Source organism: Streptomyces sp. NPDC002825 (genome assembly GCF_040295385.1).
Taxonomy (GTDB): Bacteria; Actinomycetota; Actinomycetes; order Streptomycetales; family Streptomycetaceae; genus Streptomyces.
Map to the genome: position 1 here is coordinate 44,386 of NZ_JBEOVH010000014.1, position 13,488 is coordinate 57,873.

Annotated in this window: 13 protein-coding genes and 1 other RNA gene; 10 read left to right on the top strand and 4 right to left on the bottom strand. The window is 74.2% G+C overall.

Features of this window, described 5'->3' with window-relative positions; all coding sequences use genetic code 11:
• The first annotated feature begins 71 nt into the window (after positions 1-71).
• Genes chsH3 through ABT041_RS19475 form a run of 3 tightly spaced genes read left to right on the top strand, consistent with a single transcriptional unit; the run spans position 72 to position 2,983 of the window.
• A complete protein-coding gene (gene chsH3, locus ABT041_RS19465) occupies positions 72-926 on the top strand; it encodes an enoyl-CoA hydratase ChsH3 (RefSeq protein ID WP_351185981.1) in 855 nt (284 codons plus the stop codon).
• Between the two features lie 24 nt (positions 927-950).
• The gene (locus ABT041_RS19470; protein WP_351185983.1) at positions 951-2,027 is read left to right on the top strand and encodes a Zn-dependent alcohol dehydrogenase; all 1,077 of its coding nucleotides are present in this window, start codon (positions 951-953) and stop codon (positions 2,025-2,027) included.
• A gap of 14 nt (positions 2,028-2,041) precedes the next feature.
• Positions 2,042-2,983, top strand: coding sequence for a 3-oxoacyl-ACP reductase (locus tag ABT041_RS19475; protein ID WP_351185985.1), 942 nt, complete (start codon positions 2,042-2,044; stop codon positions 2,981-2,983).
• Between the two features lie 85 nt (positions 2,984-3,068).
• Here ABT041_RS19475 and ABT041_RS19480 read toward each other — a convergent pair whose 3' ends face one another.
• Together ABT041_RS19480 and ABT041_RS19485 are read right to left on the bottom strand one after the other, a co-directional pair.
• Positions 3,069-3,203, bottom strand: coding sequence for a hypothetical protein (locus ABT041_RS19480; RefSeq protein WP_351185987.1), 135 nt, complete (start codon positions 3,201-3,203; stop codon positions 3,069-3,071).
• Between the two features lie 47 nt (positions 3,204-3,250).
• Entirely contained in the window at positions 3,251-4,387 is a 1,137-nt protein-coding gene (locus ABT041_RS19485; RefSeq protein WP_351185989.1) for a hypothetical protein, read from the bottom strand.
• A 230-nt stretch (positions 4,388-4,617) separates the two neighbouring features.
• On the opposite strand from ABT041_RS19485, the gene ABT041_RS19490 reads away from it, so the two are divergent.
• The 5 genes from ABT041_RS19490 (at position 4,618) to ABT041_RS19510 (ending at position 9,888) form a co-directional block, all read left to right on the top strand.
• Positions 4,618-5,655: an ABC transporter substrate-binding protein gene (locus tag ABT041_RS19490; protein ID WP_351185991.1), complete on the top strand. Its 1,038-nt coding sequence runs from the start codon at positions 4,618-4,620 to the stop codon at positions 5,653-5,655.
• Positions 5,656-5,803: 148 nt separating this feature from the next.
• On the top strand, positions 5,804-6,622 hold the full coding sequence (locus tag ABT041_RS19495; RefSeq protein WP_351185993.1) for a Nif3-like dinuclear metal center hexameric protein: 819 nt from the start codon (positions 5,804-5,806) through the stop codon (positions 6,620-6,622).
• Complete coding sequence (locus ABT041_RS19500) at positions 6,619-7,362, top strand: zinc ribbon domain-containing protein (protein WP_351186235.1); 744 nt, start codon at positions 6,619-6,621, stop codon at positions 7,360-7,362. Before ABT041_RS19495 ends, ABT041_RS19500 begins: the two co-directional genes overlap by 4 nt.
• The gene (locus ABT041_RS19505) at positions 7,362-8,921 is read left to right on the top strand and encodes a bifunctional RNase H/acid phosphatase (protein ID WP_351185995.1); all 1,560 of its coding nucleotides are present in this window, start codon (positions 7,362-7,364) and stop codon (positions 8,919-8,921) included. Before ABT041_RS19500 ends, ABT041_RS19505 begins: the two co-directional genes overlap by 1 nt.
• Before the next feature lie 49 nt (positions 8,922-8,970).
• Positions 8,971-9,888, top strand: coding sequence for a GNAT family N-acetyltransferase (locus tag ABT041_RS19510; protein WP_351185997.1), 918 nt, complete (start codon positions 8,971-8,973; stop codon positions 9,886-9,888).
• On the opposite strand, the gene eda is transcribed toward ABT041_RS19510, so the two are convergent.
• Positions 9,878-10,522 (bottom strand): bifunctional 4-hydroxy-2-oxoglutarate aldolase/2-dehydro-3-deoxy-phosphogluconate aldolase, encoded by a 645-nt coding sequence (gene eda / locus ABT041_RS19515; RefSeq protein WP_351185999.1) that lies wholly within the window; start codon positions 10,520-10,522, stop codon positions 9,878-9,880. The genes ABT041_RS19510 and eda overlap by 11 nt on opposite strands.
• A gap of 63 nt (positions 10,523-10,585) precedes the next feature.
• Positions 10,586-11,353 carry a peroxide stress protein YaaA gene (yaaA, locus tag ABT041_RS19520; protein WP_351186001.1) on the bottom strand — a complete coding sequence of 256 codons (768 nt, stop codon included), beginning with the start codon at positions 11,351-11,353 and terminating at the stop codon, positions 10,586-10,588.
• Positions 11,354-11,449: 96 nt separating this feature from the next.
• On the opposite strand from yaaA, the gene ABT041_RS19525 reads away from it, so the two are divergent.
• Both ABT041_RS19525 and rnpB read left to right on the top strand, forming a co-directional pair.
• The gene (locus ABT041_RS19525; protein ID WP_351186003.1) at positions 11,450-12,892 is read left to right on the top strand and encodes an RNB domain-containing ribonuclease; all 1,443 of its coding nucleotides are present in this window, start codon (positions 11,450-11,452) and stop codon (positions 12,890-12,892) included.
• A gap of 171 nt (positions 12,893-13,063) precedes the next feature.
• Positions 13,064-13,462: RNase P RNA component class A (gene rnpB / locus ABT041_RS19530), an RNA gene on the top strand.
• The last annotated feature ends 26 nt before the right edge of the window (positions 13,463-13,488 follow it).

The following is a 13,488-nucleotide window of genomic DNA, read 5'->3' on the forward strand; positions in this document are numbered from 1 at the left end:
CGGCCTCGGTGCGGTCGACGGTGCGGACGGCCGCGCCGAGGTCTCCACCCGCCACAAGGAGCAGCAGCCCGATGCCCATCGACCCCGCAAAGGCCGTCGCCGCGGAACCCCGCAGCGCCGAGATCTCCTGGGACCACAAGGACGTCCAGCTCTACCACCTGGGCCTCGGGGCGGGCGTCCCCGCGACCGACCCCGACGAGCTCCGCTACACCCTGGAGTCCAGACTCCACGTCCTGCCCAGCTTCGCCACCGTCGCGGGCGCCGGCATGGGGGTCGTCGGCGGGCTCTCCGCCCCCGGCATCGACATCGACCTCGCCGCCGTCCTGCACGGCGGCCAGTCGATCACCCTCCACCGCCCGCTGCCCACCGGCGGCCGCGCCGTCTCCACCTCACGCGTCGCCGCCGTCTACGACAAGGGCAAGGCCGCGGTCCTCGTGCTGCGCTCCGAGGCCGCCGACGAGGACGGCCCGCTGTGGACGAGCGACGCCTCGATCTTCGTACGCGGCGAGGGCGGCTGGGGCGGCGACCGCGGGCCCTCCGAGCGCCTCGCGCTGCCGGACCGCGAGCCCGACGCCACCGTCGAGCGGCCCATCCGCGAGGAGCAGGCCCTGCTCTACCGGCTCTCCGGCGACTGGAACCCGCTGCACGCCGACCCCGAGTTCGCCAAGCTCGCGGGCTTCGACCGGCCGATCCTGCACGGCCTCTGCTCGTACGGCATGACCCTCAAGGCGGTCGTGGACACGGTGCTCGGCGGGGACGTGACCCGCGTCCGCTCGTACCGCACCCGCTTCGCCGGGGTCGTCTTCCCGGGCGAGACCCTGCGCATCCGGATGTGGGCCGGGGACGGCCGCGTCCAGGTGGCGGTGACGGCCGTGGAGCGCGACGACGCCCCGGTCCTCGCCGACACCCTCGTCGAACACTCGTAGATCCATTCCGGAGGGAGCCGCACCATGCGCGCAGCCGTACTGCACGAGATCGGCCAGGACAAACTCGAAGTCCTCGACGACGTCGAGGCGGTGGGCTTCGGCCCGGGCAAGGTGCGGATCCGGGTGAGGGCCACCGGCCTGTGCCACTCCGACGTCTCCGCGATGAGCGGCGTCCTCCCGCAGCCCGCCCCCTTCATCCCCGGCCACGAGGGCGCCGGCGAGATCCTCGACGTCGGCGACGGCGTCACCGGGCTCAGCCAGGGCCAGCGGGTCCTGCTCTGCTGGCTGCCCGCCTGCGGCAGCTGTCCCGCCTGCAGGCGCGGCCAGACCCAGCTGTGCCTGGCCGGCTTCATGAACGCCGGCATCCCCAACTTCAAGCGCCCCGGCGGTGACGTCTTCGGCTTCGCCGGCACCGGCACCTTCACCGAGGAGGTCGTCGTCGACGCGGGCTGCGCCGTCCCCATCCCGGACGACGTGCCCTTCGACATCGCCGCCCTCATCGGCTGCGGCGTCACCACCGGACTCGGCGCCGCCATCAACACGGCGAAGGTGGAAGCCGGTTCGTCGGTCGCCGTCATCGGCTGCGGCGGCGTCGGCATCTCCGCCATCCAGGGCGCCAAGCTCCAGGGCGCCGCCCAGATCGTCGCGGTCGACCCCGTCGAGTCCCGCCGCGAGGCCGCCCTCAGGTTCGGCGCCACGGAGGCCGTCGCCCCGGACGCGCTCGCCGACGCCAAGCAGCGGATCACCGGCGGCGAGGGCTTCGACTACGTCTTCGAGGTCGTCGGCAAGTCCGCCACCGCGCGCACCGCGTACGAGACGACCCGCCGCGGCGGCACCCTCTGCGTCGTCGGCGCGGGCGCCCTCGACGACTTCCTCCAGCTCAACATGTTCGAGCTGTTCTTCGACGAGAAGCGCATCCTGCCCTCGATGTACGGCGGCGGGGACGTGCTCCGTTCGTACGAGCGGGCCATCGCGCTCTGGCGGGCCGGCCGCATCGACCTGGAGTCGCTCATCACCCACCGGGTCCCGCTGGCGGGCATCAACGAGGCCCTGGAGCAGATGCGGACCGGCGCCGCCCTCCGTACCTGCATCGAGATCTGAGAGGAACCCGACCGATGTCACTCCCTCTTGAGGGGCTGAGCGCGATCGTCACCGGCGCCGGACGCGGTCTCGGCCGCGCCGAGGCCCTGGAACTGGCCCGGCTCGGCGCCGCCGTCGTCGTCAACGACTACGGGCAGCCCGGCCGCGACGGCTCGGGCGAGGCCTCCGCCGCCCCCGCCGAGGAGGTCGCGGCGGAGATCCGCGCGGCGGGCGGCCGGGCGGTCGCGCACCTCGGCGACGTCTCCGACTTCGAGACGGCGCGGGGCCTGGTCGACCTGGCGGTGACCGAGTTCGGGAAGCTGGACGTCCTGGTCAACAACGCGGGGATCCTGCGCGACCGGATGGTCTTCTCGATGAGCGAGGACGAGTGGGACTCGGTGATACGGGTCCACCTCAAGGGCCACTTCAACACCACCCACTTCGCGGCGGTGCACTGGCGGGGCCGCGCCAAGGCGGGCGAGACCGGGGTCTACGGCCGCATCGTCAACACCTCGTCCGAGGCCTTCCTCGCGGGTTCGGCCGGACAGCCCAACTACGCGGCCGCCAAGGGCGGCATCGTGGGCCTGACGACCTCGTCGGCGCTCGCGCTCGCCCGGTACGGCGTGACGGTCAACGCGATCTGCCCGCGCGCCAGGACCCGGATGACGGAGGACGTCTTCGCCGGCTTCGGCGAACCGGGGGAGGGGGAGCTCGACCCGCTGTCCCCGGACCACGTGGCGCCGCTCGTCGGCTACCTGGCGTCCCCGGCGGCGGCCGGGGTCAACGGGCAGCTGCTCGTCGTGCACGGCGGGATGGTGGCGGTCGTGGACCGGCCGAAGGTGTCGGCCACGTTCGACACGGCCAAGGAGGCGTTCACGTACGAGGAGCTGGACTCCCTCCTGACCCCGCACTACGCGTCCCGCCCGGCGGGCGAGACCTTCGCGGCGACGGAGGTGCTGGGTCTGAAGAAGGGCTGAGCCACGGGGGTGGTGGGGAAGGAGCAGGGCCCCGGGGGAGACCCCGGGGCCCTGCTCGTGTTGCTTCCACGGCTCGTGCCGCTGTCTACCGCGCGTGGGCGTCGGCCTCGCGGCGGTGCCGGCCGTGCGGCGAGGACGTGGAGTCCTCCGCCGGCGAGGCCTGACCGCGGTGCTTCCCGGAGCCGGCCGGCTCCGTACCCTGCGTGCTTGCTTCGGACATGCTGGAACTCACCCCGTGTGTCTTGCTCTTGATGTGCGGCCGTGAGTCTAGCCAGCGGGTTTGCGGTCCGTCAGGGGAGCCTGCTGCAGAGGCACCGGACGGCACACCCGGGGCTCCTCGACGACCACCACGGGCTCGGGATCCGGCTCCGGCGGCAGCTCCAGGGCGGCGAGACCGCACGGCACCTCGGCCGTCGCGTACGGCAGCCGCAGCACGCCCCCGGCCGTCCACAGGCCCGCCCCGGCCAGCCAGCCCTGGGGTACGGCCAGTTGGGCCATTCGGCGGGACGAGGGCTGCCAGGTGCCCACCCAGCTGCCGCCGGCCGCGTCGATCCGAAGCGCCACCGCGCAGCTCTCCGGCACCAGGACCTGCCCCGGCTGCACCGCGAACGGCGTCACCGCCGCGTCGTCGAGCCGCAGGCACTCGGGGAACCGCACCGGCAGCAGGGACCCGAGCACGCCCCAGCCGAGCCGGTCGTGCCCCGGGGACGGCGCGTCGGAGCGGATCAGGAGCAGCCCGCTGTCCGGGTCCGCGAGCAGCAGCCGGTCGTCGCTCTCCTCGGTGATCTGGAGCAGCGGCGTCACCTCCCCGCCCCGCTCCAGGTCGACGGCGACCGCCTTCACCGGACCGCCGTCGAGCCGCCGGTCGAGGGCGAGCATCCGGCCCGTGCGGTCGAGCCACACCCCGCCCGTGCAGCGGCCCTTGACCTCCGCCACCTGCTCCGGGCCGAAGGCCCCGCCCGCCACCAGCCACAGCGTGGTCGTGTCGGGGCCGACGCACATGGCGTACGCGCAGATGCCGTCCGGCGAGGGCGGCAGCAGCACGAGGTGCTCGGAGCCGGGCGCCTCCACCGCGCCGAGCCGTAGCTCGCCGGTGGCCGGGCCGGTCGGGTAGAGCAGCGAGAAGGTGTTCCGCCGCCCGTCCACGCGACGGGCGACGAGGACCCGGCCGTCGGCGAGCGGCAGCAGCTGGGTGCCCGCCTCCTCCGGCTGGTCGAGGGGGAGCGGGACGGCGTACGGCTCGGGGCCGTCGAGCGTCCACCTCTCCACGTACAGGGCGTCACCGGCGCCCGCGAGCCTGGCCGCGTACGCGCCGTTGGCCGTGATCGTGAACCCCGCCGGCCAGGCCGCGCCGCGGTCGCGGTCGTCGTCCTCGGCCGGGGTCTCGATGGCACACGCTGTCATCGACTCGTCACCTCCGGCCACGAAGCTAGTTTTCGCACTTCCAGCCGAACAACACGAGCAGGGTCACTTCACACATAAGGGTGGCCCTGCGGCGGTTCGGCTGAGGGTGCGGGGGCGGTTGTGCTGGAGTGGCCCGTGGTGAGTAAGGTAAGGCGAACCTAAGCGGAGCTTGTGCCTCCGTCAGGACGTGCCCGTGTCCCCGCCAGGACGACCCGTACAGGAGCCTTCTCATGTCCCTCCGCCGCCGCGGCACAGCCGCCGTCGTCGCCCTCGCCGCCGCGCTCTCGCTCGCGGCCTGCGGAGGGGGCGACGGGTCCTCCGCCGACCCCGCCAAGAAGGAGGACACGGCCAAGAAGAAGGACGTCGCCACCGGCGGCAAGGACTTCGGTGACGCCGCCGCCAAGACCGCGGCCATGGGCACCGACGCGAAGCCCGGCCAGTTCCCGCGGACCCTCACCCACGCCCTCGGCACGACCGAACTCAAGGCCGCGCCCAAGCGGGTCGTCGTCCTCGACGTCGGCGAGCTCGACAACGTCGTCTCCCTCGGCGTCAAGCCCGTCGGCTACGCCCCCTCCGAGGGCGACGACGGCATCCCCGGCTACCTCGCGAAGGACGCCGGCACCCCGAAGTCCGTCGGCACCATCAACAACCTCAACCTGGAGGCCATCGCCAACCTCCAGCCGGACCTCATCCTCGGCAGCCAGCTCCGCGCCGCCGACAAGTACGACGAGCTGTCGAAGATCGCGCCGACCGTCTTCTCCATCCGCCCGGGCTTCACCTGGAAGGAGAACTACCTCCTCAACGCCGCCGCGCTCGACAGGACCGCCGAGGCGAAGGCGAAGCTCGCCGCGTACGAGACCAAGGCGAAGCAGCTCGGTACGGACATCGGCCCGAACAAGCCGACCATCTCCATGGTCCGCTACCTCCCGGGCAAGATCCGCCTCTACGCCAAGGCCTCCTTCATCGGCACGATCCTGGAGGACGCCGGCCTGCCCCGGCCCAAGAACCAGCAGATCGACGAGCTGGCGGCCGAGATCAGCCCCGAGAAGATCGACGAGGCCGACGCCGACTGGATCTTCACCGGCGTCTACGGCGACGCCAAGGCCGCCAAGAAGGACACCGCCCAGGCCAACCCGCTCTGGAAGAACCTCAAGGCCGTCAAGGCCGGCCAGGCCAAGGACGTCCCGGACGAGACCTGGTACCTCGGCCTCGGCGTCACGGCGGCGAACAGCGTCCTCGACGACCTGCGCGCCGACCTCGTGAAGTAGCCGGCGGAACCCCTGGCGTCGACCGGCGCCAGGGGTCTTTCGGCGGAGAGGCCGCAACCATCGATCGAGGAACCCCGACGGCGGCCCGCCACATCCGCGAGAGCGGCGCCGGTTTAGGCGCAAAGAGGAGACAGGTAGCCTTTCCTCCGTGCCCCGTCTGTCTGAAGTCATCGCCGAGCTCGACGCCCTCTGGCCGCCAGAGCGAGCCGAGTCGTGGGACGCCGTCGGCACCGTCTGCGGCGACCCCGACGCCGAGGTCACCCGTGTGCTCTTCGCCGTCGACCCCGTCCAGGAGATCGCCGACGAGGCGATCGCCCTCGGAGCCGACCTGATCGTCACCCACCACCCGCTCTATCTGCGCGGTACGACGACGGTCGCGGCCGGCCACTTCAAGGGCCGCGTCGTCCACACCCTCATCAAGAACGACATCGCCCTCCACGTCGCGCACACCAACGCCGACACCGCCGACCCCGGCGTCTCCGACGCCCTCGCCGGCGCGCTCGACCTCCGCGTCACCGGGCCCCTCGTCCCCGAGAACAACCTCGGCCGGATCTGCGAGCTCGACCACCCCGAGACCCTCGCCGAGTTCGCCGCCCGCGCCGCCAAGCGGCTGCCCGCCACCGCGCAGGGCATCCGCGTCGCCGGCGACCCCGGCATGACCGTGCGCCGCGTCGCCGTCAGCGGCGGTTCGGGCGACAGCCTGTTCGGCGCCGTCCGCGCCGCAGGCGTCGACGCCTTCCTCACCGCCGACCTGCGCCACCACCCGGTCTCCGAGGCCACCCAGCAGTCGCCCCTGGGCCTGGTCGACGCCGCCCACTGGGCCACCGAATGGCCCTGGTGCGAGCAGGCCGCCGCCCAGCTCGACGAGATCTCCGACCGCCACGGCTGGGACCTCCGCGTCCACGTCTCGAAGACGGTCACCGACCCCTGGTCCTCCCACCACACCTCCCCTGGAGCCCCCAACTGAACGCCGCGCCCGCCGACCAGATCCGCCTCCTCGACGTCCAGGCCCTGGACGTCCGCCTCCAGCAGCTCGCGCACAAGCGCAGGTCGCTGCCCGAGCACGCCGAGATCGAGGCGCTGACCAAGGACCTCACCCAGCTGCGCGACCTGCTCGTCGCCGCGCAGACCGAGGAGAGCGACTGCGGCCGCGAGCAGACCAAGGCCGAGCAGGACGTCGACCAGGTCCGCCAGCGCGCCGCGCGCGACCAGCAGCGGCTCGACTCCGGCGCCGTCTCCTCCCCGAAGGACCTGGAGAACCTCCAGCGTGAGATCGTCTCCCTCGCCAAGCGCCAGGGCGACCTCGAGGAGATCGTCCTGGAGGTCATGGAGCGCCGCGAGTCGGTCCAGGAGCGCCTCGCCGAGCTGACCGAGCGGGTCGCCGCCGTCCAGACCAAGGTCGACGACGCCACCGCCCGCCGCGACGCCGCCCAGGCCGAGCTGGACGCCGAGGCCGCGACCGTCGGCAAGGAGCGCGAGCTCGTCGCCGGCGCCATCCCGGAGGACCTGCTCAAGCTGTACGACCGCCTGCGCGAGAAGCAGGGCGGCGTCGGCGCGGCCCGGCTCCACCAGCGCCGGTGCGAGGGCTGCCGCCTGGAGCTCGACATCACCGAGGTGAACGAGATCCGCGCTGCCGCGCCCGACAAGGTCGTCCGCTGCGAGAACTGCAGCCGCATCCTGGTCCGCACCGCGGAGTCCGGCCTGTAATGCGCGAACTCGTGGTCGAGGCGGACGGCGGCTCCCGGGGCAACCCGGGGCCCGCCGGGTACGGCGCGGTCGTCCTCGACCCGGCGACGGGGGAGACCCTCGCGGAGGCCGCCGAGTACATCGGCGTGGCCACGAACAACGTCGCCGAGTACAAGGGCCTGGTGGCGGGCCTGAAGGCGGCCCGGGAGCTGTTCCCGGACGCCACCGTCCACGTCCGGATGGACTCCAAGCTGGTCGTCGAGCAGATGTCCGGCCGCTGGAAGATCAAGCACCCGGACATGAAGCCGCTCGCGGCCGAGGCCGCCCGGGTCTTCCCGCCCGGCCAGGTCCGCTACGAGTGGATCCCGCGCGAGCGGAACAAGCACGCGGACCGGCTCGCGAACGAGGCGATGGACGCGGGCAAGCGGGGCCGCCAGTGGGAGCCGTCCGCCTCCACGGCGGGCCTGGACGCCGCGGCCGCCCGCAACGCCGCGACCCCGCCCCCGTCGGGCCCTCCCGGCGACGCGACGGCGGGCGCGGCGAGAGCCCGAGCTGCCCTGGCCGCTTCCGCGCCGACGACTGCCGCGGGGCCCGAGACCCCTGTCGGTGGCGCCGGTACGGGCTCGGGCGCCTGGCCGGGTGCCGTGGCGCGCCCGGCGGCCCCGGACGACGGCCTGTTCGCCGCTGAAGAGGCCGTCGCGGCCTCGGTGGCCTCCGGCGACTTCGAGGCCGAGGCGGGCGCCCTGGCCCCGGTCGGCCACGTGGCGCGCACCCAGGCGCCGACGGCGCCGGCTGGTGCGCCCGCTCCGGCAGCGGTGGGCACCGGGCTCGCGCCCGCCACCGCCGCGCAGGCCGGTGCGCCCGCTCCGGCAGATGTCCGCACCGGGGCCGCGCCCGCCACCGCCGCGCCCGCGGCGGCCGCGCCGCCCCGCCAGGGCTGGGCCGGCCCCGACATGGGGGCGCCGGCCACCTTCGTACTGCTGCGGCACGGCGAGACCGCGCTCACCCCCGAGAAGCGGTTCTCCGGGAGCGGCGGGAGCGACCCCGAGCTGTCGGCGGCCGGCCTGCGGCAGGCAGAGGCCGTCGCCGAGGCGCTCGCCGCACGCGGCACCATCCAGGAGATCGTCAGCTCGCCCCTCACCCGCTGCCGGCAGACCGCCGGCGCCGTCGCCGCCCGCCTCGGCCTCGACGTACGGATCGAGCAGGGCCTGCGCGAGACCGACTTCGGCGCCTGGGAGGGGCTGACGTTCGGCGAGGTCCGCGAGCGGTATCCGTCGGACCTCGACGCCTGGCTCGCCTCCCCGAAGGCCGCGCCGACCGGCGGAGGCGAGAGCTTCGCGACCGTCTCCCGGCGCGTCGCCGCGACCCGGGACCGGCTGGCCGCCGCGTACGCGGGCCGTACGGTCCTCCTCGTCACGCACGTCACGCCGATCAAGACCCTCGTCCGGCTCGCCCTCGGCGCTCCTCCGGAGTCGCTGTTCCGGATGGAGCTGTCGGCCGCCTCGATCTCGGCCGTCGCCTACTACGCCGACGGCAACGCCTCCGTACGGCTCCTCAACGACACCTCGCACCTCAGATAGCGCGCAAACCGGTGGCGGCGGGGCCCGCGCCCGTACCACCATCACCCGCATGACGTGGTCCTTCACCGACAGCGCCGCCGCCTTCCGGGCGGCCGCGGCGGCGCACCTCGCCGCCGAACCGGCCCGCAACACCGCCGTGCTCACGCTCATGGACACGGCCGGGCGGCTCGGCTGGTGGGAGGAGGCGGACGGCCGGGTCACCGGCGTCGTCGTGGTCGCGCCCGGCGGGCCCTCCTTCGGAACCATGACCGAGGAGGCGGCCCGCGCGCTCGCGCTCCCCATGCCCCAGGAGGCGGCCCGTGCGCTCGCGTCCCCCGGGTCCCAGGAGCCGGCCGGTGCGCTCGCGTCCCCGGGGACCAAGTTCCCCGAGCCCAAGGAGCCGGCCGGCGCGCTCGCGTTCCCGGGCGCCGAGGAGCCGACCGTGGTGCGCGGCGAGACCACCGCCGTCGAGGCGTACGCGGAGGCCACCGGCCGCCCCTGGACGCCCACCGGCCGCATGCGGCTCTTCCGTCTCGGTGAGCCGGCCCCGCCGGACCCGGCCCCGGCGGGCCGCGCCCGGCTCGCGACCGAGGCCGACGTCCCGCTCGTCGCCGCCTGGACGCGGGACTTCGCGGTGGCCATCGGGGACGAGCCCGCCGAGGACTACACCGGCTTCGTCTCCGAGCGGATCTCCGAGGGTCGGCTGTGGCTCTGGGAAGCGCCCGAAGGGCACCCCGTCTCGATGGCCGCCGTCTCCCGCACGATCGAAGGCCAGGCCCGCGTCCACCTCGTCTACACCCCGCCCGCCGAGCGCGGCCGGGGGTACGCCGCCGGTGCCACCGACGCCGTCAGCCGCGCCGCGCTCGCCGCCGGCGTCGAGCAGGTCCTGCTCTTCACGGACCTGGCCAACCCCACCAGCAACGCCCTGTACCAGCGCCTCGGCTACCGCCCGGTCACCGACCACCTCAGCGTGAGGTTCACCGGCTGACGGGCGCGCACAGCTCCGCCGCCCCGCGGGCGAGGGACTCCACGCGGGCCCAGTCGCGGGCCGCGAGGGCGTCGGGCGGCAGCATCCACGTACCGCCGACGCAGCCGACGTTCGGGAGGGCGAGGTAGGCGGGGGCGGAGGCCGGGGAGATGCCGCCCGTGGGGCAGAAGCGGGCCCGGGGGAGCGGGCCCGCGAGGGACTGCAGATACGGGACGCCGCCCGCCGCCTCGGCCGGGAAGAACTTCATGTCCTGCACCCCGCGTTCGAGGAGTGCCACGACCTCCGAGGCCGTCGACACGCCGGGCAGGGACGGCAGGCCCGAGTCCCGCATCGCGTCGAGCAGCCCGGCGGTCCACCCCGGACTCACCAGGAACCGCGCCCCCGCGCCGACCGCGTCCGCGACCCCGGCGGGCGAGACCACGGTGCCCGCCCCGACGACCGCCTCGGGCACCTCGGCCGCGATCGCGCGGACGGCGTCGAGCGCGGCCGGGGTGCGCAGGGTGACCTCGACGAGCGGCAGCCCGCCTGCCACCAGGGCTCGCGCCAGCGGCACGGCGTCGGCCGCGTCCTCGATCACGACGACGGGGACCACGCGGCATCCCGGGGCAAGGCCGAACACGCTCGTCGAGGACATGGGCGTCATCCTGCCCACGGCGAGCGTCACCCGCAACGAGCGTTGCGGAGGGTGCAATGCGTACTAGTGGATCTCGTCCACGAGCACGTCGAGGGCGCCCGCCCTCCCGCCCTCCTCCACCACGTACCGCAGGTCCCGCAGCGCCTCCGCCAGCTCCGCGGGCGAAGCCGGCTCCGCGCCCGCCTCCAGGAGGCTCCGCACGATCCGGCCCTTGGTCGCCTTGTTGAAGTGGCTGACCACCTTCCGGGTCGGCGCGTGCAGCACCCGCACCGTCGCCGTCCGGGCCGCGAGCTCCCCCTTCGGCTTCCACGCCGACGCGTAGGCCGAGGAGCGCAGGTCCAGGACGAGTCCGTCCCCGGCCGCCTCCGGCATCACCGGGGCCATTGCGCCCCGCCAGTGCGCGCCCAGCGCACCGAGCCCCGGCAGCTTCACGCCCATCGAGCAGCGGTAGGACGGAATCCGGTCCGTCACCTTCACCGCGCCCCACAGGCCCGAGAACACCAGCAGCGAGTCCCCCGCCCGCTTCCGGGCCGCCGCGTCCAGGGTCGCCAGACCCAGCGCGTCGTACAGCACGCCCGTGTAGATCTCCCCGGCCGGACGCGCGCCCGCCGTCCGCAGCTCCGTGTTCTTCGCGACCTCGCCGCGCAGACCCTCGCTCAGGCCCAGCACCTCGCGCGCCTTCTCCTCGTCGGCGGCGCACAGCTCGACCAGCTCGTCCAGGACCGCCGCCCGCGCCTCCGCGAGCCCCGGCAGGGACAGCGACTCCGGCTTCAGCGGCGCCCCGCGCCCCGAGGAGGCCTTGCCTTCGGAGGGCGGCAACAGCACGAGCACGGTGGTTCTCCTTCGTCCGTACGGGGGGTGGGGGTGCGGCCCCGGTCGTCCAGCCTACGAGGTGCCGCGCCCTGCCCCAGCTCATACGCTCGGTCCATGCCCCGCCGCCACATCCACGTGACCGGCGCAGCCGAGGCTCCGCTGCGGGCCGCCCTGCGCGCACTCCGTACCGAGCTCGCGATCCCCGAGGACTTCCCGCCCGCCGTCCTCGCCGAGGCGGAAGCCGCCGCGAAGGCCCCCCGGCTCCCCACGTACGACGCCACGGACCTCCCCCTCTTCACGATCGACCCGCCCACCTCCACCGACCTCGACCAGGCCATGCACCTGGCACGCCGGGCCGACGGCGGCTACCGCGTCCACTACGCCATCGCCGACGTCGCCGCCTTCGTCACCCCCGGCGGCGCGCTCGACGCGGAGGCCCACCGGCGGGTCCTCACCCTCTACTTCCCCGACGGCAGGATCCCCCTCCACCCGCCCGTCCTCTCCGAGGGTGCCGCCAGCCTCCTCCCCGGCGAAGCCCGCCCCGCCCTGCTCTGGCGCATCGACCTCGACGCCGAGGGACGGCGGGTCGCCACCGACGTCCGCCGCGCCCTCGTCCGCAGCCGCGCCAAGCTCGACTACGCGGGCGTGCAGCGACGGATCGACGACGGAACCGCCGAAGAGCCCCTCGCCCTCCTCCGGGACATCGGCCGCCTCCGCGAAGCCCTCGAAGCCGAGCGCGGCGGAATCTCCCTCAACGTCCCCGAGCAGGAGATCGTCGAACGGGACCACACCTACAGCCTCGAATACCGGGCACCGCTCCCCGCCGACGCCTGGAACGCCCAGATCTCCCTCCTCACCGGCATGGCCGCCGCCGACCTCATGACCGCGGCCGGCACCGGCATCCTGCGCACCCTGCCGACCGCGCCCGACGGGGCCGTCGCCCGGCTGCGCCGCTCCGCCCAGGCCCTCGGCGTCGACTGGCCGCACCACGTCTCGTACGCCGACGTCGTCCGCTCCGCCGACCCCACGAATCCGCGCCACGCCGCCTTCCTCCAGGAGTGCACCACCCTTCTGCGCGGCGCCGGCTACACCGTCTTCACCGACGGCCACGTCCCCAGCCCCGCCGTCCACGCCGCCGTCGCCGACGAGTACACCCACTGCACCGCGCCGCTGCGCCGGCTCGTCGACCGGTACGCGGGCGAGCTGTGCGTGGCGGCGGTCGCCGGGGACGAACCGCCCGAGTGGGTACGGTCCGCCCTGCCCGCCCTCCCCGACGCGATGGCCACCGGCGCCCGCCGCGCCAACACCGTCGAACGCGAGAGCGTCGACATCGTCGAGGCGGCGCTCCTGAGGGAGCGGATCGGCGAGGTCTTCGACGCCTACGTCATCGACGTGAAGGAACGCGAACCGGCCGTCGGCACCGTCCACCTGGAGGACCCGGCGGTCGTCGCCCGCATCGAGGGCGGCGAGGCGAAGCTGCCGCTGGGGGAGTGGCTGCGGGTCAGGCTGTCGGAAGCGGACCCGGGGAGGGCGAAGGTCCTGTTCGCGCCCGCGTGAGCGTCCGCCCGACCGGCACCCGCACGTCCACGCCGCACGCCCTGCCGGACCCGCAGGACGCACCACGGTGTGCCCTTCGGCAAGCCCCTCCCCGTTCCCGCTCCCTTCGCCTTCGACCTGGCGACGGCCGGCCTCCTCCGAATCGGCAGGTAGCATGGTCGGCACGGCAGACGAGCCGGGCGGACGGCCGCGTGGAGATCCTCGGATCTTCCCGAGGAACGTCCGGGCTCCACAGAGCAGGGTGGTGGCTAACGGCCACCCGGGGTGACCCGCGGGACAGTGCCACAGAAAACAGACCGCCGGGGACCTCGGTCCTCGGTAAGGGTGAAACGGTGGTGTAAGAGACCACCAGCGCCTGAGGTGACTCAGGCGGCTAGGTAAACCCCACTCGGAGCAAGGTCAAGAGGGGACACCCCGGTGTCCCTGCGCGGATGTTCGAGGGCTGCTCGCCCGAGTCCGCGGGTAGACCGCAGGAGGCCGGCGGCAACGCCGGTCCTAGATGGATGGCCGTCGCCCCGACGACCGCGAGGTCCCGGGGCACAGAACCCGGCGTACAGCCCGACTCGTCTGTCGGCCCACGTGGGGAGGGCCCCTGA

Coding starts and splice junctions, on each gene's coding strand:
- chsH3 (WP_351185981.1), top strand. CDS start 72: ATGCCCATCGACCCCGCAAAGGCCGTCGCCGCGGAACCCCGCAGCGCC.
- ABT041_RS19470 (WP_351185983.1), top strand. CDS start 951: ATGCGCGCAGCCGTACTGCACGAGATCGGCCAGGACAAACTCGAAGTC.
- ABT041_RS19475 (WP_351185985.1), top strand. CDS start 2,042: ATGTCACTCCCTCTTGAGGGGCTGAGCGCGATCGTCACCGGCGCCGGA.
- ABT041_RS19480 (WP_351185987.1), bottom strand. CDS start 3,203: ATGTCCGAAGCAAGCACGCAGGGTACGGAGCCGGCCGGCTCCGGGAAG.
- ABT041_RS19485 (WP_351185989.1), bottom strand. CDS start 4,387: ATGACAGCGTGTGCCATCGAGACCCCGGCCGAGGACGACGACCGCGAC.
- ABT041_RS19490 (WP_351185991.1), top strand. CDS start 4,618: ATGTCCCTCCGCCGCCGCGGCACAGCCGCCGTCGTCGCCCTCGCCGCC.
- ABT041_RS19505 (WP_351185995.1), top strand. CDS start 7,362: ATGCGCGAACTCGTGGTCGAGGCGGACGGCGGCTCCCGGGGCAACCCG.
- ABT041_RS19510 (WP_351185997.1), top strand. CDS start 8,971: ATGACGTGGTCCTTCACCGACAGCGCCGCCGCCTTCCGGGCGGCCGCG.
- eda (WP_351185999.1), bottom strand. CDS start 10,522: ATGTCCTCGACGAGCGTGTTCGGCCTTGCCCCGGGATGCCGCGTGGTC.
- ABT041_RS19525 (WP_351186003.1), top strand. CDS start 11,450: ATGCCCCGCCGCCACATCCACGTGACCGGCGCAGCCGAGGCTCCGCTG.